This window comes from Bacillus cereus group sp. MYBK15-3, assembly GCF_051916765.1.
Taxonomy (GTDB): Bacteria; Bacillota; Bacilli; order Bacillales; family Bacillaceae_G; genus Bacillus_A; species Bacillus_A cereus.
Map to the genome: position 1 here is coordinate 1 of NZ_JBQAHG010000013.1, position 26,301 is coordinate 26,301.

Consider the following 26,301-nt stretch of genomic DNA (forward strand, 5'->3'; position numbering starts at 1 on the left):
ACGTTGTTTGTTTCGTTCAGTTTTCAAAGAACTACTTGGTCGCTCATTTGCGACTTCCTTATGTTAACATTTTCGTTTTTCGATGTCAACTAAGTTTTTCAATTTCTTTTTGTCGTTTTCTGCGTTTCCGCATCAGCGACGGTTATTAATTTAACATATACAAACTATTAACGTCAACACTTTTTAATAAAAAATTCTTTTTCTTACATAACGAATACATTCTTCTGTGTTAGCTACTCTCCGGAATAAACAGAAAATGATTTTATATCTTTCTTCCATGGCTTTTTTTACAACTTCATGAATACGCTCATCTTCAAAATCAAATAAAAGTTCCTCTAATTCTCTCTTCAATATGTATTCCATTTCTTTTCTCTCTTCTTTTGTCAACATCAGCCCAAGCAAACAATCACCTCAATAATTCCTTACGCAACAATAAACGTTCCGCTCATTTTCAATTATCACAATCCTATCATCCATTATATCCACTACTTACGATATTAATCCTTTGTTCTCTTTTTTATATTTACAGCATATATGTAACTGAAAAGGATTGGACAAAGGGGCGTAATATTATGTTTTTCTTTTTTATTACGAGTAAGAGAAATTTTAAACACATTAGCTTAATAGTGATACTGTCCTTATTTACAGCATGGCTACTCTTTTTAAAAACATATTCACATGAATCTGCTTTTTCAACTGCTACAGGCCCTAAAGTAATTTACAAAGGAGACACCGCTAAAAAGCAAGTTGCATTTACGTTTGATATTAGTTGGGGAGACAAAAAAGCAATTCCAATCCTAGATACTCTTAAAGAAAGAGAAATTAAGAATGCAACATTCTTCCTTTCTGCTGCATGGGCCGAAAGACACCCCGATATTGTAGAGCGAATCATGAAAGACGGACACGAAATCGGTAGTATGGGGTACAATTACACATCCTACACTTCTCTAGAGACAAATGAAATAAGACGAGACCTTTTACGAGCACAAGATGTTTTTACGAAACTTGGTGTAAAACAAGTCAAGCTGTTACGTCCACCTAGTGGCGAATTTAACAAAGCAACCCTTAAAATCGCAGAATCACTTGGATACACCGTCGTGCATTGGAGTAATAATTCAAACGATTGGAAAAACCCAGGTGTAAATAACATCGTTTCCACTGTCTCTAATAATTTGAAAGGTGGAGATATCGTCTTATTACACGCATCCGATTCTGCCCTTCAAACAAATAGAGCTTTACCGCTGCTCCTGCAAAAAATAAAAAGTGATGGATATGAGCAAATATCCGTATCACAACTTATTTCCAGCACAAGTACGAAAAGTGAAGATGTGAAGTAGCTTCTTCCCTACCACTCTTCACGCATAAAAAGCTCTACTACCTTTCAAGAAGGTGGTAGAGCTTTTTTAATCATACCATTTCCAGCATTATAACTGCTGGTGTATAAAATCTCTCTATTAAGCTGATTTACTTGTTTTTCCGATTAAACGATGTAATACAAGTAATTGATATGCGTTACATAACAATAGCGGTATAACCATTAAATATAACCAATCTGTATCATTAATCCGAAGCGCCGGTACCCATTCAAGGATTGTTACAACAACCATAAAGAACAGAGCTGGCACAAATGCTTTTTTATTTGTTTCTTTGCTTTTTACATAAGCAACAATTGCTCCAAACACAAATAATATTCCAGCAACAAGTATGTTATTCCCTAACGAGACTTCCCCATTTGCAATAAGTACAGATCTTAAATACACAAAATCAAATAATACGAATGCAATAAAGAAGAGCTGGACTGCATTCCATAAAGAAGATGAGCGGAACATCCCTAGTCCAAAACGGTGGATTGTTAAATATGCAAAGAATCCCATTTGACTTATAACACTAAAAATAAATCCTACACCCATCAGCCAGAAAGATACTGCTAAAATCTCCTTACCGTCGAAATTTTGAAAAAATTTATTGTACTTGTCCCACTCCAAAACAAAACCAATAATAACTGTGCTAATTCCACCAAGAAACAACGTCGTTAAAAATAGTCGTACCCACTTGCGGCTATTCACAACACATCCCCCATTATCCTTATATTTCTAATTAAATTGTATCAATGACAATTTCAAAAAGCTAGCCATGTTCATGTATAAATTCCTTAAAGATATTTATATTAAAAAGAGAGAACTGTGCTGAAAGGAGTTCCAACTTATGAAACGGATGCTATTCATTTTCGTTTCTTCTTTTCTACTTATCGCACTTGCAGCATGCGCACAAGGAAAAGAAACGAAATCCGAACTAGATTACGATCAAACAAAGAAAATGATTGTTGATATTTTAAAAACAGATCAAGGTAAGAAAGCTATTCAAGATGTATTAACTGATGAAAAAATGAAACAAGCACTCATACTAGATGAAACAGTAGTAAAGAAAACGATTGAAGATGCCATGGTATCCGATAAAGGGCAACAATTCTGGGAAAAGCTCTTTAAAGATCCTGAGTTCTCATCGAAGTTCGCTAAAAGTATGGGGAAAGAACAAACCCAATTAATGAAAACCTTATTAAAAGACCCTGAATACCAAGCAGGCGTTATAGAAATTATGAAAAATCCTGAAGTAGAAAAAATGATGTTACAAACAATGAAGAGTAAAGAATACCGTCAATATCTACAACAAGTACTAACAGAAACTGCTGAAAGTCCACTCTTCCAAGCCAAGATGATTGATATCATTAGTAAAGGTGTGCAAAAAGCTGAAAAAGGCGGATCTGGTAAGAAAGAAGCAGGCGGTGACGGTGGTTCTCAAGGCGGGAAGAAGGAAGAATAGTAAAAAATAATAACTATAATAACGAGTGGACAATTTATACATTGTTCACTCGTTATTACTTTATCTTGCTATTAACAGACGAAATGGCCCCCTCTAGTTAAGCGAAAGGTTTACTAGCAACAAAAGCCTTATTGTTGTCAGTAACAGGTAAACCCCACTGATTAAAGTTTCACTTTATTTTTGTGTAACAGCTGTTCTATCAATTACTGTTTCAGCTATTTTACTATAAATAATGCCCGTTGTATGTGTATCTTCATATACTGAAGGAGCAAAGTCTTCTTTATTCCAATCGGGTTGTTGTAGCGGAATGCGACCAAGAACATTCGTTTGTAATTCGGTAGCTAACTTATCTCCCCCACCTTTTCCAAATACATATTCTTTCTCACCAGTTACCTTACTTTCAAAATATGCCATATTCTCAACAACACCAAGAATACTATGTTCAGTGCGCAATGCCATCGCTCCAGCACGCGCTGCTACAAACGCAGCTGTTGGATGAGGCGTCGTTACAATAATCTCTTTGCAAGATGGCAACATTGAGTGCACATCTAACGCAACATCACCTGTGCCTGGTGGCAAATCTAGTACTAAATAATCTAAATCGCCCCATTCTACTTCTGTGAAGAAGTGGTTTAACATTTTCCCAAGCATAGGTCCTCTCCAAATAACTGGTGCATTATCCTCTACAAAGAAGCCCATTGAGATTACCTTTACACCTAAACGTTCCACCGGAATTATCTTGTCACCTCTTACGATAGGACGTTTTTCTATCCCCATCATGTCTGGCACACTAAAACCGTAAATGTCCGCATCAATAATACCAACTTTTTTTCCTAAACGAGCTAAAGCAACTGCAAGGTTAACGGAAACAGTTGATTTTCCCACGCCACCTTTTCCACTCGCTACTGCTAAGAATGTTGTTTTTGAATTAGGTGACAATAAAGATTCACTTTGCTCTTCTTCTTGTTCCGGTGCAAACTGAGCTAATTCCTCTTCTGTAAATTCTGCAAAACGAAGTCCAACTGTTGCTGCCCCAAGTTCTTTTACTAACTTTACAATTCCAGACTGCAACTGCATTTGTTCCGCTGTACCGGTTTTTACGATTGCAATTTTGACACTCACATGTTCCTTCTCTGGCTTGACTGTTACCTCTTTAATTGCACTTGTTTCTTTTAATGTTTTATGTAAAAACGGATCTACAATCCCTTCTAACGCTTCAACCACTTGCTCTTTCGTTATCATAATTAGCCCAGCCCCCTGTATGAAAAATAACGTAATGTTAATTGAATTTATCTCTGCTTATCCTTGAAATAAATACGTTTACATTTCCAGTATAACATATTTTCCGAAAACTTCGTTAACGAGAGAAGCTCAAAAAAATCCTCCTTATTCTGGAGGATTTCCTTTTTCCGTGAAATAACGTAATATACCACGGTATATTGCAGCTGCTACCTTTTGCTGATATTTCTCCGAATTTAACATATACCTTTCGTTCACATTCGATAAAAAGCCAGCTTCAATTAAAGCACCTGGTGTTTTAGAATACTTTAATAAATATACATGCGAAATTGTCTTAGCAGAACGATTCGTGTTTTCTAAACTTGTTCTCAATTCAGCCTGTATAAATTTTGCAGCACGTTCATTTTCAATCGAAGAGCGGTAATAGAACGTTTGTGCGCCTTTCGATCCACTACTAGTTAAAGCATTTAAATGAATACTTGCAAAAAAGTCTACATCAGGTTTATTGATGATTTCTACACGTTTTTTTAAATCCTCTGCTTTACGTCTACTATATGACTTTGTATCTTTGTTAGCTAAATCATAATCTCCCTCACGTGTTAAAATAACTAGTGCACCTTGTTCTTGTAAATAGTCTTGTACCTTTTTTGTAATTTCAAGCGTAATATCCTTTTCTATAATATCCTTTCCACCAACAGCCCCTCCATCTGGTCCACCATGCCCAGCATCTAATACAATTACTTTCCCTGATAAGGGTAAATTCCAAGCTCGCCACGATTTTGTAATTTGAAATTCTTGTTTAACTAAAAAAAACAATACAACCGCAGCGAGTGCAAAAGAGATAATTCGAATTCTCTTCATACCTTTCCTCCTCCAGCTAGTCCCTCTAATTACTTATATGGGACAAGAGGAAAGTTTATGCTTGTCTTAATGAAGCTTTAATCGATATCTTCTTTCACCTTTTTCATACCCTTCTTGCCACCACAATCCTATAAACTGCTGACAAGATTCAAAAAGTAATTCCTCATCTTTCAACTTTATTTCTCGCATAGTCATACTCGTTAAAAATTGAAATAGCGTTTCAGTTAATTGTTGTTCTTCTTCTAAAGCTCTATATTTCACATCAAAAAACGATTCACCATAATAACCAAATTTACTGTATCTCGCTCCTAATAAATAAGATTCTATCCCTAATTCAATACAGTAATCTTCATACTGACGATGAAGCTCTTGCATTTGAAAGGCATCACGAATATTTGAACGCAATGTTTTTAATGATAATTCCCGCAACATCTTCCGCTCGTATTTTAACTGCTTTTCTTTTTGTTTTTCTTGTAAGCTGACAATGACATTCATAGTACTTATAAACCTCCCTAATACGTATTAGTCTAAACTTCTAAAGAAGAAGCATACGCGTGGCGGTAGCACTAAAATATTCCAAGCTATAAAAATTGCAAAAGAGGAATGAAACATAAAAAAACCCCAACCAAAATGGTTGGGGTTTGTAGTTCGCAAAAATTAACGTTTTGAGAACTGAGGTGCACGACGTGCGCCTTTAAGACCGTATTTTTTACGCTCTTTCATACGTGCGTCACGAGTTAATAGACCTGCACGTTTTAGTGTTAGACGGTATTCTGGATCAGCTTTTAATAAAGCGCGAGAAATACCGTGACGAATAGCACCAGCTTGACCAGTGTATCCACCACCATTTACGTTTACAAGTACATCGTAGTTACCTAAAGTTTCTGTTGCAACTAGAGGTTGTTTCACTACTTCACGTAATGCAGCAAATGGGATATAGTTTTCAAAATCACGACCGTTAATGATAACGCGTCCTTCGCCTGGAACTAGGCGTACGCGCGCTACTGAACTCTTACGACGTCCAGTGCCATAGTATTGAACCTGTGCCAAAGTAAGCCCTCCTTTAATTAATTATCCGCGAAGTTCGTAAACTTCTGGTTTTTGTGCTTGGTGTGGATGCTCTGCTCCAGCATACACGTTAAGTTTCTTAGAAACTTGACGGCCTAAGCGTCCTTTTGGAAGCATGCCTTTAATTGCAAGCTCTAACATTTGTACAGGGTAGTTTGTACGCATTTCAAGAGCTGTTCTTTGCTTAAGTCCACCTGGGTGGTTAGTGTGACGGTAGTAAATTTTATCGTTTAATTTATTACCTGTTAAATGAATTTTCTCAGCGTTAATAATAATTACATGATCACCCGTGTCAACGTGTGGTGTAAATGTAGGTTTGTTTTTACCACGTAAAATGGATGCTACTTCACTAGCAAGGCGACCTAAAGTTTGACCTTCAGCATCAACCACATACCATTTACGCTCAACTTCGTTAGCTTTTGCCATAAAAGTCGTACGCATGTGTTTCCCTCCTCGTTATCTTTTCCATAGAAAAAATCTATTGTTTATCTTAAACACGATTTCCTTCCGGGGCTAATCGTGGTTTTAGAAACAATACCATATGTTATGATATACTTTTGAGTTTCTAATGTCAAGCAAATGTTACACCAGGATTAGTTGTTATAGTTTACCTCCCATAAGTAAAGCCCATGACCTGGAGCCATCTTTCCAGCAAACTGACGATTTTGTTTCGCTAAAATCTCTGGAATGCTATCAGGATCAAGCTTTCCTTGCCCTACGCTAAGTAACGTACCAACAATAATTCTGACCATATTATATAAAAATCCATTACCTACAAAACGAAAAATTATTTCATCATTTTGTTCAATTAACTCGATTTCATAAATTGTTCGCACTTTATCTTTTTTGTCAGTTTTTGCTGAACAAAAAGAAGTGAAATCATGCGTTCCAATAAAATAAGGAATTGCTTTTCGTATAGAGTTGATTTCGAGCGGGTATGGATATTGATATACGTAATTTCTACGGAATACATCCGCAGTCTTTGATAATAATACACGATAACGATATTCTTTTTTCTCAACACCGTAACGTGCATGAAATTCTTCTGTTTTTTTCTCTACTTGCCTAATAACAATATCATCTGGCAACATTGTGTTTAAAGCATTACTCCATTGCCACTCTTCAAGAGACAAAGGAGTATCAAAGTGTATTACTTGTCCTTTTGCATGAACTGTAGAATCTGTTCTACCAGATGCCTGAACACGAACAAGTTCTCCCTTATGCAATTTCTGCAATGCTTTTTCTATCTCCTGTTGAACAGTACGATGGTTCGGCTGAATTTGATAACCACAAAAATGCATGCCATCATATGCAACCGTACATTTTATTCTATCCATTTCTCTATTCTCCATTACGATCGCACCCATGCCAAAATACAAGCTAAACAAAATAAGCTGACAATCGTTACTGTATCGCTTGTTTTCCAGCGTAGTTGCCTAAATTTAGTACGTCCTTCACCACTTTGATATCCACGAGCTTCCATCGCAATGGCTAAGTCCTCTGCACGCTTAAAAGCACTGATAAACAGAGGAACGAGCAGTGAAATAATAGCTTTCATTCTATCTTTTATCGGTCCCCCGGCAAAATCAATACCACGTGACGCTTGTGCTTTCATTATTTTACTCGTTTCATCCATTAATGTCGGGATAAAACGAAGAGAAATTGACATCATTAATGCGATTTCATGAACAGGAACCTTTATACGCTTCAACGGCTTTAATAACGTCTCCAAACCATCTGTAATTTCAATAGGTGTCGTCGTTAACGTTAATAATGTCGTCATTAAAATAATAACGAAGAATCGTACAGAAATGTATATCCCTTGCTCTAATCCTTTTTCATATATCGAAAACCAACCAAGCTGGAATAGTACATCCCCCTCTTTATTTGTAAAAATATGCAGGAAAAATGTAAAAAGAAAAATCCATAAAATTGGTTTTAAGCCCGAAAGTACATAACGAATCGGCACTTTTGCAAAAAATAAAGCAATGAGTGCATATAAAAATAAAAATCCATATGAAATCGCATTATTTGCTAAGAAAACAACAAATACATATAAAAAGACAATCAGCAGCTTCGTACGTGGATCAAGTTGATGAATAAGTGAATTCCCCGGGATATATCTCCCAATAATCAACTGCTGCATGATTCATGACCACCTTTTCGTAACACCTGCACAACTTCATGAGTAAGGTCCTCTAAAGATAAGGTAGCCTTTGGAATTGAAATACCAAACTTCTCTTCAATTGCACGTTTATACTTTAATGACATAGGAAGATCCACACCAATTTTCTCTAGTTCATCAGCATGTGAAAATACTTCCTCTGCACTTCCTTGCAAAAAGACCGTTCCTTTATGCATAACTACAATCTGCTCCGCATACTGAGCAGCATCCTCCATATTATGCGTTACAAGGATAACTGTAAGACCTTTCTCCTTGTGCAACTTATAAAACATCTCCATAAGTTCGTTCTGCCCTTTTGGATCTAGTCCTGCTGTAGGTTCATCTAATACAAGCACTTCAGGTTCCATCGCCAGTACACCCGCTATTGCAACACGTCTCATTTGTCCACCACTTAATTCGAACGGAGAACGTGTTAACAGTTCCGGTTCTAGCCCTACAAGTTCAATTGCCTTTCTAGCCTTTTGCCTTGCTTCGTCTACAGATACTCCAAAATTAGTAGGGCCGAAACAAATATCTTTCTCCACAGTCTCTTCAAACAACTGATGTTCTGGGAATTGAAAGACAACCCCTACTTTTTTACGTAGTGGCTTTAGCTTTTTTTCTTTCTTTCCTGCCGAAATCAAATGTTCACCAATTTGAACTGTACCATTTGTCGGCTGCAATAAACCATTTAAATGTTGAATCATCGTCGACTTACCTGAACCAGTATGACCGATAATGGCATAATAGCCCCCACTTGGAAACGACACGTCTACATCATAAAGTGCGCGTCTTTCAAATGGAGTTTTATATTGATAACGATGCTCTACTTTTTGGAATGTAATCTCCAAAGTTCGTTCACCAAGCTTTCCATTGTAAGATGCGTATTTTGCAAGAGAATTTCATTTCTTTTTAATAATTCTGCTATTTTCACTGAAAACGGTACATCTAAGCCAATTTCCTGGAGCATATGAGAGGATTTGAAAATTTTTTCTGGAGTCCCTTCCTCTAATATTTCTCCCTTATTTAAAATAATAACACGATCTGACTGTGCCGCTTCCTCTAAATCGTGCGTAATCGATAACACAGTAATACCTTTTTGAGTAACAAGTTGTCTAACCGTTTCTACTACTTCACGTCTCCCTTGAGGGTCTAACATTGACGTTGCTTCATCTAATATTAAAATAGATGGTTGAAGTGCTAAAACGCCTGCTATTGCCACTCTCTGCTTTTGCCCACCGGATAAGGAATGAGGCTCATCATTAAGAAAATCTTCCATACGGACAAGTTGCAAGGCCTGTTCTAATCTTTCAATCATTTGTTCTCTTGGCATTCCGATATTCTCTAAGCCAAATACAACATCATCTTGCACTGTTGTTCCAACAAATTGATTATCTGGATTTTGAAATACCATTCCAATTTGTTTTCGAACATCCCATACTGTTTCCTCTGATAAAACCATTGTATCATTTACTGTAATAGTCCCTGCTTCTGGCAAAAACAAACCATTCAATAATTTTGCAAGTGTAGACTTTCCTGAACCGTTTTGTCCAATAATAGATACCCATTCTCCCTCATATAAGGAAAATGAAACATCTTTTAATGCATAAGTGGCTGCCCCAGGATATTGAAATGATATATTTTCTATCCGAAGTTTCTCTTTTTTCAATAGAAGGCACCCTTTCCTTCGCACAGTTAGCCTATTTTTATATTTAAAAAAAAGGGCCATGACCAGTTTCTTGAAAAGAACTGTCCTGCCCTTTTAATTATCATTATACTAACTCGATAATTACCATTGGTGCTGCGTCTCCGCGACGTGGACCAATTTTTGCAATACGAGTGTATCCGCCTTGGCGCTCAGCATAGCGTGGAGCTACATCAGCGAATAGTTTTTGAAGTGCATCTTGACCAGTCTCAGCGTTAGCTACTTCATTGCGAATGAAAGCTGCTGCTTGACGACGAGCATGAAGATCTCCGCGTTTACCTAAAGTGATCATTTTTTCCACTACAGAACGAAGTTCTTTTGCACGAGTTTCTGTCGTTTGGATGCGCTCGTTGATAATTAAATCAGTAGCTAAATCACGTAACATAGCTTTACGTTGCGCACTTGTACGGCCTAATTTTCTGTATGCCATTCGTAGTTCCCTCCTTTGTTGATGGGTTTAAATCCTCAGTCGTCTTTACGTAAACCTAAACCTAATTCCTCAAGTTTATGTTTAACTTCTTCTAAGGATTTACGTCCTAAGTTACGAACTTTCATCATATCTTCTTCTGTTTTGTTCGCAAGCTCTTGTACAGTATTAATTCCTGCACGTTTTAGGCAATTATAAGAACGAACAGAAAGGTCTAGTTCTTCGATAGTCATCTCAAGAACTTTCTCTTTTTGATCTTCTTCCTTCTCGACCATAATCTCAGCATTTTGTGCTTCATCAGTTAAACCAACAAAGATATTTAAATGCTCAGTTAAGATTTTGGCACCTAAAGAGATAGCTTCTTTTGGCCCGATGCTTCCATCCGTCCATACATCAAGCGTAAGCTTATCATAATTAGCCACTTGTCCGACACGTGTCTTTTCCACTTGGTAAGTCACACGTGATACTGGAGTATAAATAGAATCAATAGGAATTACTCCTATTGGTTGATCTTCGCTTTTATTTGCATCAGCTGGCGTATACCCACGGCCACGCTTTGCAGTTAAACGCACGCGGAAATGCGCATCTTTTGCTAACGTTGCAATGTGTAAATCTGGATTTAAGATTTCTACATCACTATCGTGAGTAATATCAGCAGCTGTGACAATACCTTCGCCCTGTACATCGATTTCCAACGTCTTCTCTTCTTCAGAGTAGATTTTAAGAGCTAACTTTTTCAAGTTTAAGATGATCGTCGTAACGTCTTCTACTACGCCCTCAACTGTTGAAAATTCATGTAATACGCCATCGATTTGGATAGCAGTAACAGCGGCACCAGGGAGTGAGGATAAAAGAATACGACGTAAGGAGTTACCCAAAGTAGTACCATATCCACGCTCAAGCGGTTCAATTACGAATTTACCATATTTAGCATCTTCGTTAAGTTCAACCGTTTCGATTTTCGGCTTTTCGATTTCAATCATTAACTAAACCCTCCTTCAAAACGTCGAAACCCCGGTTAAACAAAGGTATAACCCCTGTCTAACCGAAAGTCCCCCTTAGGCAGTTCCCGATTGTGCACAACAAGCGATGTTTCTGTACGAAATTTCTCGATAATGCATCATATCCATTATAGACAAAAGGGAAAATTCTATACAGAAAAATTACACACGACGACGTTTTGGTGGACGACATCCATTATGAGGAACTGGAGTAACATCTCTAATTGCTGTTACTTCTAGACCTGCAGCTTGAAGAGCACGAATTGCAGCTTCACGACCAGCACCAGGACCTTTAACAGTAACCTCTAAAGTTTTTAAACCGTGTTCCATTGCAGCTTTAGCAGCAGTTTCAGCAGCCATTTGCGCAGCGAATGGAGTAGATTTACGAGATCCACGGAAACCAAGTGCACCAGCACTAGACCAAGAAAGTGCGTTACCGTGAGTATCTGTAAGTGTTACGATTGTGTTGTTGAAAGTAGAACGAATATGAGCTATACCAGCTTCAATATTCTTTTTCACACGTTTTTTACGAGTGTTTGTTTTACGTGCCATTGTTAGTTCAACCTCCTTTACTTATTATTTCTTTTTATTTGCTACTGTACGACGTGGACCTTTACGTGTACGAGCATTGTTTTTAGAGTTTTGACCACGAACTGGTAAACCACGACGGTGACGAAGACCACGGTAAGAACCGATCTCCATTAGACGTTTGATGTTAAGAGATACTTCACGACGAAGGTCTCCCTCAACTTTAATACGATCGATGATATCACGGATACGTCCTAATTCGTCTTCCGTTAAATCACGAACTCGTGTTTCTTCAGAAATACCTGCTTCTGCAAGAATTTTTTCAGCAGTTGTGCGACCAATGCCGAATACGTAAGTTAAAGAAATAACAACGCGTTTGTCTCGAGGAATATCTACACCTGCGATACGTGCCATTACGAATGCACCTCCTTCTGATTAACCTTGTTTTTGTTTATGTTTAGGGTTTTCACAAATAACCATTACTTTTCCACGTCTACGAATAACTTTACATTTTTCGCAGATTGGTTTAACTGACGGTCTTACTTTCATGTCTCGAACCTCCTTAAAGATTACGGAGTGCTATATTATTTAAAACGGTACGTAATACGACCACGATTTAAATCGTACGGAGATAATTCTACCGTAACTTTGTCTCCTGGTAAAATACGAATGAAGTTCATACGGATTTTACCAGAAACGTGAGCCAATACGACATGCCCATTCTCTAATTCTACTTTGAACATAGCATTTGGCAACGTTTCAAGAACGGTACCTTCGACTTCAATTACATCATCTTTAGCCATTCAATAGTTCTCCCTTCTTCAAATCAGTAACATTTTACACTGCTCTGAAATCCCGGAGAGCCAGCTACTTATAAAGTGGTAAGGATTTCGTATCCTGCTTCTGTAAGAGCAATCGTGTGCTCAAAATGGGCACACCATTTACCATCTACCGTTACCACTGTCCAGTCATCAGATAGTGTTTTTACATATCGTCTTCCTTGATTCACCATCGGCTCAACACAGATGACCATTCCCGGCTTTAATCTAGGGCCTCTATTTGGTGGACCATAGTGCGGGATTTGAGGGTCCTCATGTAAGTCTTGCCCGATTCCGTGACCAACATACTCCCTAACGATCGAGAATCCATTCTCTTCAGCATGGGTTTGAACCGCATGTGAGATATTTGATAATCTCTCGCCTGGTTTTACTTGTTCTAGACCAAGATACAACGATTTTTCTGTGACATCAAGTAGCTTTTGAACAGATTCAGAAATGTTTCCAACTGGATACGTCCATGCAGAATCTCCATGGTACCCATTGTATTTCGCACCAATATCGATACTGATGATATCGCCCTCTTTGAGCTTGCGCTTCCCTGGAATTCCGTGTACAAGCTCTTCATTTACAGAAGCACATATGCTCCCCGGAAATCCGTTGTATCCTTTAAAAGATGGCGTAGCACCATATTTTTGAATCGTCTTTTCCGCTATTTGATCGAGCTCTTTCGTTGTAATTCCTGGAGTAATGTGCTGTTTCAACTCTTGATGAGTCAAAGCAACGATCCTGCCAGCTTCTCGCATGATTTCTATCTCGCGAGGAGTTTTGCAGATTATCATTACGCTAAGCCTCCGATGAGAACATCGATATCAGCAAATACTTTATTGATATCTTGCTCACCATTAATGCTTTGTAAGTAACCAAGCTCTTCGTAGAAATCAAGCAAAGGTTTTGTTTGCTTAATATTTACATCTAAACGATTTGCTACAGTTTCTTCATTGTCATCAGAGCGTTGATATAATTCGCCACCACATTTATCGCACACATCAGCTTTTGCTGGTGGATTGAATTCTAAGTGGTAAGTCGCACCGCACTCTTTACAAATACGACGGCCTGTAAGGCGTTTTAATAACAACCCTGAATCCACATTAATGTTTAAAACATAGTCGATTTTTTTGCCAAGATCTTTCATAATTTCTTCAAGAGCTGATGCTTGTGCAACAGTTCGTGGGAAACCGTCTAGTAAGAAACCTCTTACGCAGTCGTCTTGACTTAAACGTTCACGAACGATTCCGATTGTAACTTCATCTGGAACAAGTGCACCTTTATCAATAAAAGATTTTGCTTGTAGACCCATTTCAGTTTCAGCCTTCATAGCTGCACGGAACATGTCTCCTGTTGAAATGTGAGGGATGTTATACTTGGCAACAATCTGTTCGGCTTGTGTACCTTTACCAGCACCAGGAAGCCCCATTAAAATTAAGTTCATCCTTGTTCCCCCTCAGAGTACATGAGCATGTAGGGAAGACAATTCTTCCCACTTACTCACTGCTTGATAAACCCTTTGTAATGGCGTTTTACCAGTTGGCTTTCTAGCTGCTTCATTGTTTCTAAAGCAACGCCGACAACGATTAACATACTCGTTCCACCGATCTGTGCAGATGGAGGAAGATTTCCCAATTTCGTAAAGATAACTGGTAAGATTGCAATCGCTGCTAGGAAAATTGATCCTACAAAGGTCAAACGATACAAGATTTTTGTTAGATATTGTTCCGTATTCTTACCCGGACGAATACCTGGAACATATCCACCTTGCTTGTTTAGATTCTCTGACATTTGCTCTGGATTAACCTGAACAAATGCATAGAAATATGTGAAGGCTACAATGAGCGCAACATATATGATCATTCCCACTGGGTGAGAATAGTTAAAGTTTGCAATAATCCACTGCGATACATCATGTTTCGGGAAGAACTGTGCAATAGTCGGAGGCGTAATTAAGAATGAAACAGCAAAAATTACTGGAATAACACCAGCACTATTTACCTTAAGCGGTAAATGTGTGTTTTGTGCTCCAGCATAACCACCATTTCCTCCTGTTACACGCTTCGCATATTGAATTGGGATCTTTCTAACAGCCTGTTGAATGAAAATAACACCCACAATAACTGCTAGCACAGCTAGTAAAATCAATGCAACTTTAACGATACTCATGAACAATTGATCTCCGATATTTTGAAACTGTTGCTGATACACTTGAGATATAACACTTGGGATCGCTGCGGCAATACCGCCAAAGATAAGGATGGAAATACCATTACCTACACCTTTAGCTGTAATCTGTTCACCTAACCACATTAAAAATGCAGTACCAGCAGTCAGTACCGTAGCAATGTATAAATAAGTGCTCCAACCTGGATTCAAAATTAATTGTCCACCTACCATACCGTTAAAACCGATTGACATACCAAACCCCTGAATAAACGCAAGAACAATTGTAAAGTAACGCGTGAATTGCGTTAATTTACGACGGCCCATTTCACCTTGCTTCGACCATTCCGAAAATTTAGGAACAACATCCATCTGCAATAATTGCACGATGATGGATGCTGTAATATACGGCATGATTCCCATCGCAAAGATGGAGAAGTTTTTCAAGGCTCCACCGCCAAATGTATTTAGAATACCTAAAGCATTTAATTGATCTTGTGCCTTCAGTACGTCTCCATTTGTAAATGGCACGGGGATAAACGTGCCAATCCTGAATACGATTAACATCGCTAAAGTGAATAATATTTTACGTCTTATCTCAGCAACGCGCATAAAGTTGGAGATTGTACGAAACATTAGATCACCTCAACTGATCCGCCAGCTGCTTCAATTGCTTCTTTAGCACTTGAAGAGAACTTGTGCGCTTTAACAGTTAGTTTTTTCTCTACTGCTCCGCTTGCAAGAACTTTAACACCGTCGTTTAACTTGCTGATAACGCCAGTTTCCAGCAATAATTCAGGTGTTACTTCTGTACCATCTTCAAAACGATTTAACGTTGATAAGTTTACAATAGCAAACTCTTTACGGTTAATGTTTGTGAAGCCGCGTTTTGGTAAACGACGGAATAATGGAGTTTGACCACCTTCGAAGCCAAGACGAACACCGCCGCCAGAACGTGCGTTTTGTCCTTTATGACCTTTACCAGCAGTTTTACCGTTACCAGAACCGATACCACGACCGACACGGTTACGTACTTTACGAGAACCTTCTGCAGGTTTTAATTCATGAAGTTTCATTCCCAGGCACCTCCTTATATTAATGAGTTATCCTTAAGCTTCTTTTACAGTTACAAGGTGAGAAACTTTGTTGATCATACCAAGAATAGCAGGAGTTTCTTCCTTAACTACAGTTGAATTCAACTTTTTAAGACCTAAAGCTTCTACCGTCGCACGTTGATCTTGTGGACGACCAATTACACTACGAGTGAGGGTAATTTCTAACTTTTTCGCCATTTGTTTTCCCTCCTTAACCTAGTAGCTCTTCTACAGATTTACCGCGTAATTTTGCAACATCTTCAGCGCGCTTAAGTTCGCTTAATCCGTTCACAGTAGCGCGAATCATGTTGATTGGTGTGTTAGAACCAAGAGATTTCGAAAGAATATCTTGTACACCAGCTAATTCAAGGACCGCACGAACAGGTCCACCAGCAATAACACCAGTACCCTCAGCAGCAGGTTTTAAGAATACTTCACCAGCGCCAAAATGACCGTTGATTGTGTGTGGAATTGTTGTACCAACTAATGGTACAGCGATTAAGTTTTTCTTAGCGTCTTCGATAGCTTTACGGATTGCGTCTGGTACCTCTTGTGCTTTACCAGTACCGAATCCAACATGACCGTTTTTATCGCCAACTACAACTAGTGCAGCAAAGCGGAAACGACGACCACCCTTAACAACTTTCGCGACACGATTTATCGTAACTACACGTTCTTCAAGTTCTAATTTACTTGGGTCAATGCGATGCATCAATTTTCCCTCCTTTGACCATTAAAATTGTAATCCAGCCTCACGAGCAGCTTCAGCTAGAGCTTTAACACGGCCATGGTATAAGTAACCACCGCGATCAAATACTACTTCTTTAACGCCTTTCTCTACAGCACGCTTAGCAACTGATTCTCCAACTTTCGTAGCAGCTTCAATATTGCTAGTACCGTTAAGAGCAAGGTCTTTATCAAGAGTAGATGCACTTACTAACGTTACACCATTCACATCATCAATAACTTGAGCGTAAATATGTTGGTTAGAACGGAACACGTTTAAACGTGGACGCTCTGCAGTACCAGTAAGTTTAGCACGTACACGTGCATGTCTTTTCTTACGAGTCGCATTTTTATCAGCTTTAGTGATCATTCTTGTCACTCCTTTCTCTCACCTAACGGGTTTACTTAGCAGTTTTACCTTCTTTACGACGAACAACTTCGCCTTCGTAACGAATACCTTTACCTTTGTAAGGCTCAGGAGCACGTACAGCACGGATGTTAGCAGCGAATTCGCCAACACGTTGCTTGTCGATACCTTTAATTACGATCTTAGTTGGTGCAGGTACTTCAACTTCAAGACCTGCTTCCGGAGTCATTTCTACTGGATGAGAATAACCTACGCTTAATACAAGTTTATCACCTTGTTTTTGAGCACGGTAACCAACACCGACTAATTCAAGTCCGCGTGCGAAACCTTCAGTTACACCTTCAACCATGTTTCCGATTAAAGCACGAGTTGTACCGTGTAATGCACGGTGTTCCTTCTGTTCAGATGGACGCTCAACTGTTAATGTATTCTCTTCAATTTTGATAAGCATATCAGCATTGAAAGTACGAGTTAATTCACCTTTAGGGCCTTTTACTGTTACAGTATTGTCTTCTGCAACTGTAATAGTAACACCTGCAGGGATTTCAAGAATCTTTTTACCAATACGAGACATGTGGTCACACCTCCGTTCGTTTTAAATATATATTACCAAACGTATGCTACTACTTCTCCACCAGTTTGTAATTGACGAGCGTCTTTGTCTGTCATTACTCCCTTAGATGTAGAAACAAGAGCGATACCTAATCCGTTAAGTACACGTGGTACTTCGTCAGCTTTAGCGTAAACGCGTAAGCCAGGTTTACTGATACGTTTTAATCCAGTGATTACACGTTCATTGTTTGCACCATATTTCAGGAAAATACGAAGGATACCTTGTTTGTTATCCTCGATGTATTCTACATCACGAATGAAACCTTCACGTTTTAAAAGTTCAGCGATCTCTTTTTTGATTTTAGAAGCAGGAACCTCTAATTTCTCATGACGTACCATGTTCGCATTACGGATGCGAGTAAGCATGTCTGCAATTGGATCTGTCATCACCATGTGTTTTACCTCCTTCCCATTTGTGGGTTTTACCAACTAGCTTTTTTAACACCAGGAATTTGACCTTTATATGCAAGTTCACGGAAACAAATACGGCAAAGTTTAAATTTGCGGTATACAGAATGCGGACGACCGCAGCGTTCGCAACGTGTATACTCTTGTACTTTAAACTTAGGAGTACGCTTTTGTTTCGCTATCATAGATTTTTTAGCCACGTTTTCGCCTCCTCTACTTAGCGTTGGCTTCCATTATTTTTGGAATGGCATACCGAATTGTGTTAAAAGTTCACGAGCTTCTTCATCAGTTTTCGCTGTAGTAACGATTACGATGTCCATACCGCGGACTTTGCTTACTTTATCATAATCAATCTCAGGGAAAATAAGTTGCTCTTTAACACCTAATGTATAGTTTCCACGACCATCGAATGATTTCTTAGAAACACCACGGAAATCACGTACACGTGGTAAAGAAACTGATACTAATTTGTCGAAGAACTCATACATTTGCTCGCCGCGTAAAGTTACTTTCGCACCGATTGGCATACCTTCACGAAGACGGAAACCAGCGATTGATTTTTTAGCACGAGTTACAACAGGTTTTTGACCTGTGATTTGTGTTAATTCTTCTACTGCGTTGTCTAACGCTTTTGAGTTAGATACCGCGTCACCAACACCAGTGTTGATTACGATCTTTTCGATTTTTGGTACCTGCATTACAGATTTATAGTTAAACTTGCTCACTAGAGCAGGAGTAATTTCCTTTTGGAACTTCTCTTTAAGGCGATTCAATGAAGTGACCTCCTTTCTTAAGAAAATTATTTATCTAATAATTCACCAGATTTTTTTGCAATACGAACTTTTTTACCATCTTCTACTTTGAAGCCTACACGAGTAGGTTCACCTGTTTTCGGATCTAAAATCATAACGTTAGAAACGTGAATAGGTGCTTCTTTAGTAATAATTCCACCTTGTGGATTTAATTGAGATGGCTTAGAGTGCTTCTTAACGATATTGACACCCTCAACGATAACACGGTTTTGCTTTGGGAAAGCCACAAGGATAACGCCTTGTTTTCCTTTGTCTTTACCAGTGATTACCTGTACTTTATCACCTTTTTTTACATGCATCTTAATTCTGCACCTCCTTAGCAAGGCAATACCTTAAATTATAGAACTTCTGGAGCTAAAGAAACGATCTTCATGAAGTTGCTATCACGTAATTCACGAGCTACTGGTCCGAAGATACGAGTACCACGTGGGCTCTTATCGTCTTTAATGATAACCGCTGCGTTTTCATCAAATTTGATGTAAGAACCGTCCGGACGACGAGCTCCGCTCTTCGTACGTACCACTACTGCTTTAACAACGTCACCTTTTTTAACAACGCCACCTGGTGTTGCTTGTTTTACCGTAGCAACGATAATGTCACCAATGTTAGCATATTTACGACCAGAGCCGCCTAATACTTTAATTGTTAAAAGTTCACGTGCACCAGAGTTGTCAGCAACTTTCAAACGAGATTCTTGTTGGATCATGTTATGAAACCTCCCTTCGGACTAAAAATTCCGATTCGTCTATTTAGATAATAACCGCTTCTTCAACGATTTCAACTAAACGGAAACGCTTAGTAGCAGAAAGCGGGCGAGTTTCCATGATTTTAACGATATCGCCAAGTTTCGCTTGGTTTTGCTCATCATGGGCTTTGTACTTCTTAGAATACTTAACACGTTTTCCGTACAAGGAATGAGTTTTGTAAGTTTCAACTAAAACTGTAATCGTTTTGTCCATTTTGTCAGACACTACACGACCAGTATAAACTTTGCGTTGGTTACGTTCGCTCACTATGCAAACCTCCCCTCAATTTATCGATTAATTCCGATCTCTCTTTCACGAACTACAGTTTTCATACGAGCAATTGCTTTACGCACTTCACGAATGCGAGTTGGATTCTCTAATTGTCCTGTAGCAAGTTGGAAGCGAAGATTAAACAACTCTTCCTTTAAAGCTTTAACTTTTGTTTCGATTTCGGCAGTGGTTAATTCACGAATATCATTAGTTTTCATTAGATTCACCACCATTTTCTTCACGTTTTACGAATTTACATTTCACAGGTAACTTGTGAGCTGCAAGACGTAATGCTTCGCGTGCTACCTCTTCAGATACACCCGCGATTTCGAACATAATTTTCCCAGGTTTTACTACTGCTACCCAGCCTTCTGGTGCCCCTTTACCGGAACCCATACGTACTTCTAGAGGTTTTGCAGTGTAAGGTTTAGAAGGGAAAATTTTAATCCATACTTTACCGCCACGTTTCATGTAACGAGTCATTGCACGACGAGCAGCTTCGATTTGACGGTTTGTAATCCATGAAGCAGCTTGTGCTTGTAAACCGAATTCACCGAAAGCAATTTCAGTTCCACCTTTAGCACGACCACGCATTTTACCACGATGCTCTCTACGATATTTTACGCGTTTTGGCATTAACATATTATTTTCCTCCTTCCTCAGAAGCTTTCTTTTTTGTAGGAAGGACTTCTCCACGGTAGATCCATACTTTTACGCCTAATTTACCGTATGTTGTATCAGCTTCAACTGCTGCATAGTCAATATCAGCGCGAAGTGTATGAAGTGGAACAGTTCCTTCACTGTAAGATTCTGCACGAGCGATATCAGCTCCGCCAAGACGACCAGAAACCTGTGTTTTAATACCTTTAGCACCTGCACGCATAGCACGTTGAATAACTTGCTTTTGTGCACGACGGAATGATACACGGTTTTCTAATTGACGAGCGATGTTTTCGCCTACTAATTTAGCGTTAAGATCAGCTCTCTTAACTTCTAAAATGTTGATGTGTACACGCTTGCCTGTTAATTGGTTAAGAGCTTTACGAAGTGCTTCAACTTCAGTACCACCTTTACCAATTACCATACCAGGTTTTGCAGTGTGAATTGTAACATTTACACGATTTGCTGCACGTTCGATTTCTACTTTAGCAACAGCAGAATCTTTTAAGCGTACATTAATGTACTCACGGATTTTGATGTCTTCATGTAATAATGTAGCGTAATCTTTCTCAGCGAACCAACGAGATTCCCAGTCACGGATAACGCCGACACGAAGACCAATTGGATTAACCTTTTGACCCATCGATTATCCCTCCTTCTTTTCTGATACCACAACTGTGATGTGGCTTGTGCGTTTGTTAATTTGGCTTGCACGACCCATTGCACGTGGACGGAAACGTTTTAACGTTGGACCTTCGTCAACGAAAACTTTTTCAACAACTAGGTTGTTAATGTCCATCTCATAATTGTGCTCTGCATTTGCGATTGCAGATTTTAAAACTTTTTCTACAACTGGAGAAGCAGTTTTTGGTGTGTGGTTAAGGATAGCAATCGCTTCACCCACTTGCTTACCTCGGATTAAGTCTACTACTAAACGAACTTTACGAGGAGCAATACGAACTGTTCTCGCTACTGCTTTAGCTTGCATTGAAGTGCCTCCTCTCATTATCTTCTAGTTTTCTTATCGTCAGCAAGGTGACCTTTGTACGTACGAGTTGGTGCGAATTCACCTAACTTATGGCCAACCATATCCTCAGTGATGTACACAGGTACGTGTTTACGACCATCATATACAGCGATTGTGTGTCCGATGAACTGAGGGAAGATTGTTGAACGGCGAGACCAAGTTTTAACAACTTGTTTTTGCTCAGATGCAACTAATTTTTCCATTTTGCTCATTAAGTGATCATCGACAAATGGTCCTTTTTTTAAGCTACGAGCCATTTTGGTGCCTCCCTTCGTGATTGGCGTACGGTTCTAGAAATGAACCGTACTACAATCCCATTATTTTTTACGACGACGAACGATGAATTTGTCAGACGCTTTGTTTTTCTTACGAGTCTTGAATCCAAGAGTTGGTTTACCCCATGGAGACATTGGAGACTTACGTCCGATTGGAGAACGTCCTTCACCACCACCGTGTGGGTGATCAACCGGGTTCATTACAGAACCACGAACTGTTGGGCGTTTACCTAACCAGCGAGAGCGACCTGCTTTACCGATTTTGATAAGTTCGTGTTGTTCGTTACCTACTTGACCGATTGAAGCGCGACAAGCAGATAATACAAGACGTACTTCACCAGAAGTTAAACGTACAAGTACGTATTTACCTTCTTTACCAAGTACTTGAGCAGATGTACCAGCAGAACGAACTAATTGTCCGCCACGACCAGGCTTAAGCTCGATGTTATGAACAACAGTACCTACTGGAATGTTGATTAATGGTAATGCGTTACCGATTTTAATGTCAGCTTCTGGGCCAGACATAACTTCCATACCTACTTCTAAAGATTTAGGAGCAAGAATGTAACGTTTTTCACCGTCAACGTAGTTAATTAATGCGATATTCGCAGAGCGGTTTGGATCGTATTCGATCGTAGCAACGCGTCCTGGAATTCCATCTTTGTTACGCTTAAAGTCGATGATACGGTATTGACGCTTATGTCCGCCACCTTGATGACGTACAGTGATTTTACCTTGGTTATTACGACCAGCCTTCTTGCTTAAAGGAGCAAGTAATGACTTTTCGGGTCTATCAGTCGTGATTTCAGCGAAATCATTCGTAGTCATATTACGACGACCGTTAGTAGTTGGATTATACTTTTTGATTCCCATCTCAATTTCCCTCCTTCTTTAGTAAGAATTAAACGCCTTGGAAGATTTCGATTTCTTTGCTGTCAGCAGTTAGCTTAACGATTGCTTTACGACGACGGCTAGTAAAACCAGCGTGACGACCAACGCGTTTTGCTTTCGGCTTGTAGTTCATGATGTTCACTTTTTCTACTTTAACACCAAAGATCGCTTCAAGAGCATCTTTAACTTCTGTTTTATTAGATTTAACGTCCACATCGAACGTGTATTTTTTTTCAGCCATCATTTCCATAGAACGTTCAGTGATAACTGGGCGCTTAATGATATCACGAGGATCTCTCATTATGCAAGCACCTCCTCTACTTTTTCCACTGCCGCTTTTGTCATGATTAGCTTATCATGATGAAGCACGTCTAAAACGTTTACGCCATCAGCAGTGATTACTGTTACTCCAGGGATATTGCGAGCAGATAACTCTACAGATTCGTTTGCATCAGCAGTTACGATAAGAGCTTTCTTCTCAACAGTTAATCCTTTAAGTACTGCTAGCATATCTTTTGTTTTTGGTGCATTTAACACTAGGTCTTCAAGAACTACAATGTTGTTCTCAACTACTTTAGTAGCTAATGCAGATTTGATTGCTAAACGACGAACTTTCTTAGGAAGTTTGTACGCATAGCTTCTTGGTGTAGGTCCGAATACCGTACCACCACCACGCCATTGAGGAGAGCGGATAGACCCTTGACGAGCACGTCCAGTTCCTTTTTGACGCCATGGTTTACGACCACCACCGCGAACTTCAGAGCGAGTTTTTACTTTGTGTGTACCTTGACGTAAAGATGCACGTTGCATCATTACAGCTTCGAAAAGTACAGCTTCATTTGGTTCGATACCGAAAATAGCTTCAGCTAATTCGATTTCACCAACCTGTGAACCAGTTTGGTTATATACAGTAACTTTTGGCATTGGAATTCCTCCTTCCTATTGTGAATTATTTGCTAACCTTCACAGCGCCTTGAACAACTACAAGAGATTTCTTAGCACCTGGAACGTTACCTTTTACTAGTAATAAGTTGCGCTCAGTGTCAACTTGAACGATTTCTAAGTTTTGGATAGTAACTTGGTCTCCACCCATACGTCCAGCAAGTTTTTTGCCTTTGAATACACGGTTCGGAGCAACTGGGCCCATTGAACCTGGACGACGGTGATAGCGAGAACCATGAGACATAGGTCCGCGAGATTGTCCGTGGCGTTTGATAACACCTTGGAAACCTTTACCTTTAGAAATTCCTGTTACATCAACGATTTCACCTGTAGCGAATACGTCAACTTTTACCTCTTGACCAACCTCTAATCCGTCCACGTCTGCATCGCGGATTTCGCGAATGAAGCGCTTAGGAGTTGTAGATGCTTTAGCAGTGTGGCCTTGTTCAGGTTTGTTAGTTAACTTTTCACGTTTATCTTCAAATCCTAACTGGATTGCATTGTAGCCATCAGTTTCAGTTGTTTTCTTTTGAAGAACAACGTTTGGATTAGCAGCGATAACTGTTACTGGGATTAACTCACCGTTCTCAGCAAATACTTGAGTCATACCGATCTTTCTTCCTAAGATTCCTTTGGTCATGAGTTACACCTCCTACATTTTTAAGTTATATAAATTATAGTTTGATTTCGATATCTACACCAGATGGTAAGTCTAAACGCATTAATGAATCTACTGTTTGTGGAGTAGGACTCACGATGTCGATTAGACGTTTGTGCGTGCGCATTTCGAATTGCTCACGAGAATCTTTGTACTTATGAACAGCACGAAGAATTGTGTAAACAGTTTTTTCAGTTGGTAATGGGATCGGACCAGAAACTGTTGCCCCAGAACGCTTAGCTGTTTCTACAATTTTCTCAGCTGACTGATCAAGAATACGGTGATCGTAAGCTTTTAAACGGATACGAATTTTTTCTTTTGCCATTATTTTCCCTCCTTCGTTCGCCTATTTCTAAAATAGACCTTCTCCATGGAAATTTCCCCACACCATGCCATGGCAAAGCGGCCGGGTGTGTCAGCAACCTTCCACTTCATCGCAGTCAAAGACCAACATTGTCTATTATACAATGTTATTCGTCTAGATGCAAGCATCTTTTTGTTTGCATCTGCTTTTCTCTACTTTTGCTATTATACATGGCACTTTAAAGAATTTCAAGTTTTCATCTAACAGAATTCATTTTACAGTTTCTGGATTATCTTTTGTTGTTTTTATATTACTATAGAAGAAACTCGTCAAAACAAAAAAAACACTCTCTTCTCCCTTATATAAACGCAAACAAAAAACCTAAGGGAAAATCCCTTAGGTTTTTTTATATCAGTTAAGATTACTCAACGATAGTAGCAACTACACCGTAACCTACTGTACGTCCACCTTCACGAATAGAGAATTTAGTTCCCTCTTCGATAGCGATTGGAGCGATAAGTTCGATAGTCATTTCGATGTTGTCACCAGGCATTACCATTTCAGTACCTTCTGGTAATTGGATGATACCAGTTACGTCAGTTGTACGGAAGTAGAACTGAGGACGGTAGTTAGCGAAGAATGGAGTGTGACGTCCACCTTCTTCTTTAGATAATACGAAAACTTCAGCTTTGAATTTAGCGTGAGCTTTTACAGAACCGCTTTTTGCAAGTACTTGTCCACGTTGGATGTCTTCACGAGCAACCCCACGAAGTAAAGCACCGATGTTGTCTCCAGCTTGAGCTTGGTCAAGAAGTTTACGGAACATCTCTACACCAGTTACAGTTGTAGAAGCATTTTCTTCAGCAAGACCGATGATTTCTACTACGTCACCAACTTTAACGATACCGCGCTCAACACGACCAGTAGCAACTGTACCACGACCTGTGATAGAGAATACGTCCTCTACAGGCATTAAGAATGGTTTGTCAGTTTCACGTTCTGGAGTTGGGATGTAAGCATCAACTTCAGCCATTAATTCAATGATTTTTGCTTCCCAATCAGCTTCTCCTTGAAGAGCTTTAAGAGCAGAACCTTTGATTACAGGAATGTCGTCGCCTGGGAATCCGTATTCAGATAATAGGTCGCGAACTTCCATTTCTACTAATTCTAATAATTCTTCGTCATCTACCATGTCGCATTTGTTTAAGAATACAACGATGTAAGGAACACCTACTTGACGAGAAAGAAGGATGTGCTCACGTGTTTGAGGCATTGGGCCATCAGCAGCAGATACTACTAAGATACCGCCGTCCATTTGAGCAGCACCAGTGATCATGTTTTTAACATAGTCAGCGTGACCTGGGCAGTCAACGTGTGCATAGTGACGAGTTTCAGTTTCGTACTCAACGTGTGCAGTTGAGATTGTGATACCGCGCTCTCTTTCTTCTGGAGCAGCATCGATTTGATCGTATCCGCGTGCTTCAGCACCACCAGCTTTTGCAAGAACTGTAGTGATCGCAGCAGTTAATGTAGTTTTACCATGGTCAACGTGGCCGATTGTACCGATGTTAACATGGGGTTTAGAACGTTCGAATTTAGCTTTAGCCATTCTAAATTCCTCCTTAGTTTATATAGGTTATTTTATATTTAGACTAGAAAGTGAAACTTACGTCCCACTTTCTAAGCTTACATAAGTAGTTATACTT

44 protein-coding genes are annotated in these 26,301 nt (G+C 39.2%); 2 read left to right on the plus strand and 42 right to left on the minus strand.

The window, feature by feature from the left end; all coding sequences use genetic code 11:
* Nucleotides 1-183 precede the first annotated feature (183 nt).
* Nucleotides 184-402, minus strand: a complete 219-nt coding sequence (locus tag ACTFR8_RS29125; RefSeq protein WP_000901147.1) for a hypothetical protein — start codon at nt 400-402, stop codon at nt 184-186.
* Between the two features lie 170 nt (nt 403-572).
* On the opposite strand from ACTFR8_RS29125, the gene pdaB reads away from it, so the two are divergent.
* Entirely contained in the window at nt 573-1,337 is a 765-nt protein-coding gene (pdaB, locus tag ACTFR8_RS29130) for a polysaccharide deacetylase family sporulation protein PdaB (protein WP_252209750.1), read from the plus strand.
* Nucleotides 1,338-1,454: 117 nt separating this feature from the next.
* Here the strand turns inward: pdaB and kbaA are convergent, their stop codons facing one another.
* Nucleotides 1,455-2,066, minus strand: a complete 612-nt coding sequence (kbaA, locus tag ACTFR8_RS29135) for a KinB signaling pathway activation protein KbaA (RefSeq protein WP_001088526.1) — start codon at nt 2,064-2,066, stop codon at nt 1,455-1,457.
* A 139-nt stretch (nt 2,067-2,205) separates the two neighbouring features.
* Here kbaA and gerD point away from each other — a divergent pair, with 139 nt between their 5' ends.
* A complete protein-coding gene (gene gerD, locus ACTFR8_RS29140; RefSeq protein WP_000827296.1) occupies nt 2,206-2,820 on the plus strand; it encodes a spore germination lipoprotein GerD in 615 nt (204 codons plus the stop codon).
* A 174-nt stretch (nt 2,821-2,994) separates the two neighbouring features.
* Here gerD and ACTFR8_RS29145 read toward each other — a convergent pair whose 3' ends face one another.
* From ACTFR8_RS29145 to tuf, 40 genes are all read right to left on the minus strand, one after another.
* Nucleotides 2,995-4,062: an Mrp/NBP35 family ATP-binding protein gene (locus ACTFR8_RS29145; RefSeq protein WP_000628846.1), complete on the minus strand. Its 1,068-nt coding sequence runs from the start codon at nt 4,060-4,062 to the stop codon at nt 2,995-2,997.
* Between the two features lie 144 nt (nt 4,063-4,206).
* Complete coding sequence (gene cwlD / locus ACTFR8_RS29150) at nt 4,207-4,920, minus strand: N-acetylmuramoyl-L-alanine amidase CwlD (RefSeq protein ID WP_000822439.1); 714 nt, start codon at nt 4,918-4,920, stop codon at nt 4,207-4,209.
* Nucleotides 4,921-4,986: 66 nt separating this feature from the next.
* Nucleotides 4,987-5,415, minus strand: a complete 429-nt coding sequence (locus tag ACTFR8_RS29155; RefSeq protein ID WP_001101005.1) for a DUF2521 family protein — start codon at nt 5,413-5,415, stop codon at nt 4,987-4,989.
* 162 nt (nt 5,416-5,577) lie between these two features.
* Nucleotides 5,578-5,970, minus strand: coding sequence for a 30S ribosomal protein S9 (gene rpsI / locus ACTFR8_RS29160; RefSeq protein ID WP_000079986.1), 393 nt, complete (start codon nt 5,968-5,970; stop codon nt 5,578-5,580).
* Between the two features lie 21 nt (nt 5,971-5,991).
* Nucleotides 5,992-6,429: a 50S ribosomal protein L13 gene (gene rplM / locus ACTFR8_RS29165; protein WP_001260793.1), complete on the minus strand. Its 438-nt coding sequence runs from the start codon at nt 6,427-6,429 to the stop codon at nt 5,992-5,994.
* Nucleotides 6,430-6,581: 152 nt separating this feature from the next.
* The gene (truA, locus tag ACTFR8_RS29170) at nt 6,582-7,325 is read right to left on the minus strand and encodes a tRNA pseudouridine(38-40) synthase TruA (protein WP_088045214.1); all 744 of its coding nucleotides are present in this window, start codon (nt 7,323-7,325) and stop codon (nt 6,582-6,584) included.
* A gap of 14 nt (nt 7,326-7,339) precedes the next feature.
* Nucleotides 7,340-8,134, minus strand: coding sequence for an energy-coupling factor transporter transmembrane component T family protein (locus ACTFR8_RS29175; RefSeq protein WP_001186526.1), 795 nt, complete (start codon nt 8,132-8,134; stop codon nt 7,340-7,342).
* Nucleotides 8,122-9,003, minus strand: a complete 882-nt coding sequence (locus ACTFR8_RS29180) for an energy-coupling factor ABC transporter ATP-binding protein (protein ID WP_000406535.1) — start codon at nt 9,001-9,003, stop codon at nt 8,122-8,124. The genes ACTFR8_RS29175 and ACTFR8_RS29180 overlap by 13 nt, the downstream gene beginning before the upstream one ends.
* Nucleotides 8,979-9,821 carry an energy-coupling factor ABC transporter ATP-binding protein gene (locus ACTFR8_RS29185; RefSeq protein WP_000711757.1) on the minus strand — a complete coding sequence of 281 codons (843 nt, stop codon included), beginning with the start codon at nt 9,819-9,821 and terminating at the stop codon, nt 8,979-8,981. Before ACTFR8_RS29185 ends, ACTFR8_RS29180 begins: the two co-directional genes overlap by 25 nt.
* Nucleotides 9,822-9,924: 103 nt before the next feature.
* Nucleotides 9,925-10,287, minus strand: a complete 363-nt coding sequence (gene rplQ, locus ACTFR8_RS29190; protein ID WP_000331490.1) for a 50S ribosomal protein L17 — start codon at nt 10,285-10,287, stop codon at nt 9,925-9,927.
* 35 nt (nt 10,288-10,322) lie between these two features.
* Entirely contained in the window at nt 10,323-11,267 is a 945-nt protein-coding gene (locus ACTFR8_RS29195) for a DNA-directed RNA polymerase subunit alpha (RefSeq protein WP_000569643.1), read from the minus strand.
* 180 nt (nt 11,268-11,447) lie between these two features.
* Complete coding sequence (gene rpsK, locus ACTFR8_RS29200) at nt 11,448-11,837, minus strand: 30S ribosomal protein S11 (protein WP_000101798.1); 390 nt, start codon at nt 11,835-11,837, stop codon at nt 11,448-11,450.
* A gap of 24 nt (nt 11,838-11,861) precedes the next feature.
* Nucleotides 11,862-12,227: a 30S ribosomal protein S13 gene (rpsM, locus tag ACTFR8_RS29205; protein WP_000090788.1), complete on the minus strand. Its 366-nt coding sequence runs from the start codon at nt 12,225-12,227 to the stop codon at nt 11,862-11,864.
* Nucleotides 12,228-12,248: 21 nt separating this feature from the next.
* Nucleotides 12,249-12,362, minus strand: a complete 114-nt coding sequence (gene rpmJ, locus ACTFR8_RS29210) for a 50S ribosomal protein L36 (protein WP_000868344.1) — start codon at nt 12,360-12,362, stop codon at nt 12,249-12,251.
* A 35-nt stretch (nt 12,363-12,397) separates the two neighbouring features.
* Entirely contained in the window at nt 12,398-12,616 is a 219-nt protein-coding gene (gene infA / locus ACTFR8_RS29215) for a translation initiation factor IF-1 (protein ID WP_001029884.1), read from the minus strand.
* Between the two features lie 68 nt (nt 12,617-12,684).
* Nucleotides 12,685-13,431: a type I methionyl aminopeptidase gene (map, locus tag ACTFR8_RS29220; protein ID WP_000582539.1), complete on the minus strand. Its 747-nt coding sequence runs from the start codon at nt 13,429-13,431 to the stop codon at nt 12,685-12,687.
* Nucleotides 13,431-14,081, minus strand: coding sequence for an adenylate kinase (locus tag ACTFR8_RS29225; RefSeq protein ID WP_001048989.1), 651 nt, complete (start codon nt 14,079-14,081; stop codon nt 13,431-13,433). The genes map and ACTFR8_RS29225 overlap by 1 nt, the downstream gene beginning before the upstream one ends.
* 56 nt (nt 14,082-14,137) lie before the next feature.
* Complete coding sequence (gene secY, locus ACTFR8_RS29230; RefSeq protein WP_000490117.1) at nt 14,138-15,439, minus strand: preprotein translocase subunit SecY; 1,302 nt, start codon at nt 15,437-15,439, stop codon at nt 14,138-14,140.
* Nucleotides 15,439-15,879 (minus strand): 50S ribosomal protein L15, encoded by a 441-nt coding sequence (gene rplO, locus ACTFR8_RS29235; protein ID WP_000766081.1) that lies wholly within the window; start codon nt 15,877-15,879, stop codon nt 15,439-15,441. The genes secY and rplO overlap by 1 nt, the downstream gene beginning before the upstream one ends.
* Nucleotides 15,880-15,912: 33 nt before the next feature.
* Nucleotides 15,913-16,095 (minus strand): 50S ribosomal protein L30, encoded by a 183-nt coding sequence (gene rpmD, locus ACTFR8_RS29240; RefSeq protein ID WP_001085234.1) that lies wholly within the window; start codon nt 16,093-16,095, stop codon nt 15,913-15,915.
* A 13-nt stretch (nt 16,096-16,108) separates the two neighbouring features.
* Entirely contained in the window at nt 16,109-16,609 is a 501-nt protein-coding gene (gene rpsE / locus ACTFR8_RS29245) for a 30S ribosomal protein S5 (RefSeq protein ID WP_000554646.1), read from the minus strand.
* A gap of 21 nt (nt 16,610-16,630) precedes the next feature.
* Nucleotides 16,631-16,993 carry a 50S ribosomal protein L18 gene (rplR, locus tag ACTFR8_RS29250; RefSeq protein ID WP_000628816.1) on the minus strand — a complete coding sequence of 121 codons (363 nt, stop codon included), beginning with the start codon at nt 16,991-16,993 and terminating at the stop codon, nt 16,631-16,633.
* A gap of 31 nt (nt 16,994-17,024) precedes the next feature.
* On the minus strand, nt 17,025-17,564 hold the full coding sequence (rplF, locus tag ACTFR8_RS29255) for a 50S ribosomal protein L6 (protein WP_000086558.1): 540 nt from the start codon (nt 17,562-17,564) through the stop codon (nt 17,025-17,027).
* A gap of 32 nt (nt 17,565-17,596) precedes the next feature.
* On the minus strand, nt 17,597-17,995 hold the full coding sequence (rpsH, locus tag ACTFR8_RS29260) for a 30S ribosomal protein S8 (RefSeq protein ID WP_000245511.1): 399 nt from the start codon (nt 17,993-17,995) through the stop codon (nt 17,597-17,599).
* A gap of 29 nt (nt 17,996-18,024) precedes the next feature.
* Nucleotides 18,025-18,210: a 30S ribosomal protein S14 gene (rpsN, locus tag ACTFR8_RS29265; protein WP_001085700.1), complete on the minus strand. Its 186-nt coding sequence runs from the start codon at nt 18,208-18,210 to the stop codon at nt 18,025-18,027.
* A 33-nt stretch (nt 18,211-18,243) separates the two neighbouring features.
* On the minus strand, nt 18,244-18,783 hold the full coding sequence (rplE, locus tag ACTFR8_RS29270; protein ID WP_001080831.1) for a 50S ribosomal protein L5: 540 nt from the start codon (nt 18,781-18,783) through the stop codon (nt 18,244-18,246).
* Nucleotides 18,784-18,809: 26 nt separating this feature from the next.
* Nucleotides 18,810-19,121, minus strand: a complete 312-nt coding sequence (gene rplX, locus ACTFR8_RS29275) for a 50S ribosomal protein L24 (protein ID WP_000558200.1) — start codon at nt 19,119-19,121, stop codon at nt 18,810-18,812.
* Nucleotides 19,122-19,159: 38 nt separating this feature from the next.
* Complete coding sequence (gene rplN, locus ACTFR8_RS29280) at nt 19,160-19,528, minus strand: 50S ribosomal protein L14 (protein ID WP_000615912.1); 369 nt, start codon at nt 19,526-19,528, stop codon at nt 19,160-19,162.
* Between the two features lie 43 nt (nt 19,529-19,571).
* On the minus strand, nt 19,572-19,835 hold the full coding sequence (gene rpsQ / locus ACTFR8_RS29285) for a 30S ribosomal protein S17 (RefSeq protein ID WP_000004106.1): 264 nt from the start codon (nt 19,833-19,835) through the stop codon (nt 19,572-19,574).
* 20 nt (nt 19,836-19,855) lie between these two features.
* Nucleotides 19,856-20,056: a 50S ribosomal protein L29 gene (rpmC, locus tag ACTFR8_RS29290; protein ID WP_000855718.1), complete on the minus strand. Its 201-nt coding sequence runs from the start codon at nt 20,054-20,056 to the stop codon at nt 19,856-19,858.
* Nucleotides 20,046-20,480, minus strand: a complete 435-nt coding sequence (gene rplP / locus ACTFR8_RS29295; protein WP_000928969.1) for a 50S ribosomal protein L16 — start codon at nt 20,478-20,480, stop codon at nt 20,046-20,048. Before rplP ends, rpmC begins: the two co-directional genes overlap by 11 nt.
* Before the next feature lies 1 nt (nt 20,481).
* Complete coding sequence (rpsC, locus tag ACTFR8_RS29300) at nt 20,482-21,141, minus strand: 30S ribosomal protein S3 (RefSeq protein ID WP_000529956.1); 660 nt, start codon at nt 21,139-21,141, stop codon at nt 20,482-20,484.
* A gap of 3 nt (nt 21,142-21,144) precedes the next feature.
* Nucleotides 21,145-21,486 (minus strand): 50S ribosomal protein L22, encoded by a 342-nt coding sequence (gene rplV / locus ACTFR8_RS29305; RefSeq protein ID WP_001148024.1) that lies wholly within the window; start codon nt 21,484-21,486, stop codon nt 21,145-21,147.
* Nucleotides 21,487-21,503: 17 nt separating this feature from the next.
* Nucleotides 21,504-21,782, minus strand: a complete 279-nt coding sequence (gene rpsS, locus ACTFR8_RS29310; protein ID WP_000124454.1) for a 30S ribosomal protein S19 — start codon at nt 21,780-21,782, stop codon at nt 21,504-21,506.
* 60 nt (nt 21,783-21,842) lie between these two features.
* Entirely contained in the window at nt 21,843-22,673 is an 831-nt protein-coding gene (gene rplB, locus ACTFR8_RS29315; protein WP_000511583.1) for a 50S ribosomal protein L2, read from the minus strand.
* 28 nt (nt 22,674-22,701) lie between these two features.
* Complete coding sequence (gene rplW, locus ACTFR8_RS29320) at nt 22,702-22,992, minus strand: 50S ribosomal protein L23 (RefSeq protein WP_001205558.1); 291 nt, start codon at nt 22,990-22,992, stop codon at nt 22,702-22,704.
* Nucleotides 22,992-23,615: a 50S ribosomal protein L4 gene (rplD, locus tag ACTFR8_RS29325; RefSeq protein ID WP_001127258.1), complete on the minus strand. Its 624-nt coding sequence runs from the start codon at nt 23,613-23,615 to the stop codon at nt 22,992-22,994. The genes rplW and rplD overlap by 1 nt, the downstream gene beginning before the upstream one ends.
* Nucleotides 23,616-23,640: 25 nt before the next feature.
* Nucleotides 23,641-24,273 carry a 50S ribosomal protein L3 gene (gene rplC, locus ACTFR8_RS29330; protein ID WP_000160207.1) on the minus strand — a complete coding sequence of 211 codons (633 nt, stop codon included), beginning with the start codon at nt 24,271-24,273 and terminating at the stop codon, nt 23,641-23,643.
* A gap of 34 nt (nt 24,274-24,307) precedes the next feature.
* Nucleotides 24,308-24,616: a 30S ribosomal protein S10 gene (gene rpsJ / locus ACTFR8_RS29335; RefSeq protein ID WP_001040596.1), complete on the minus strand. Its 309-nt coding sequence runs from the start codon at nt 24,614-24,616 to the stop codon at nt 24,308-24,310.
* Between the two features lie 400 nt (nt 24,617-25,016).
* Nucleotides 25,017-26,204, minus strand: coding sequence for an elongation factor Tu (tuf, locus tag ACTFR8_RS29340; RefSeq protein ID WP_001029614.1), 1,188 nt, complete (start codon nt 26,202-26,204; stop codon nt 25,017-25,019).
* Between the last annotated feature and the right edge of the window lie 97 nt (nt 26,205-26,301).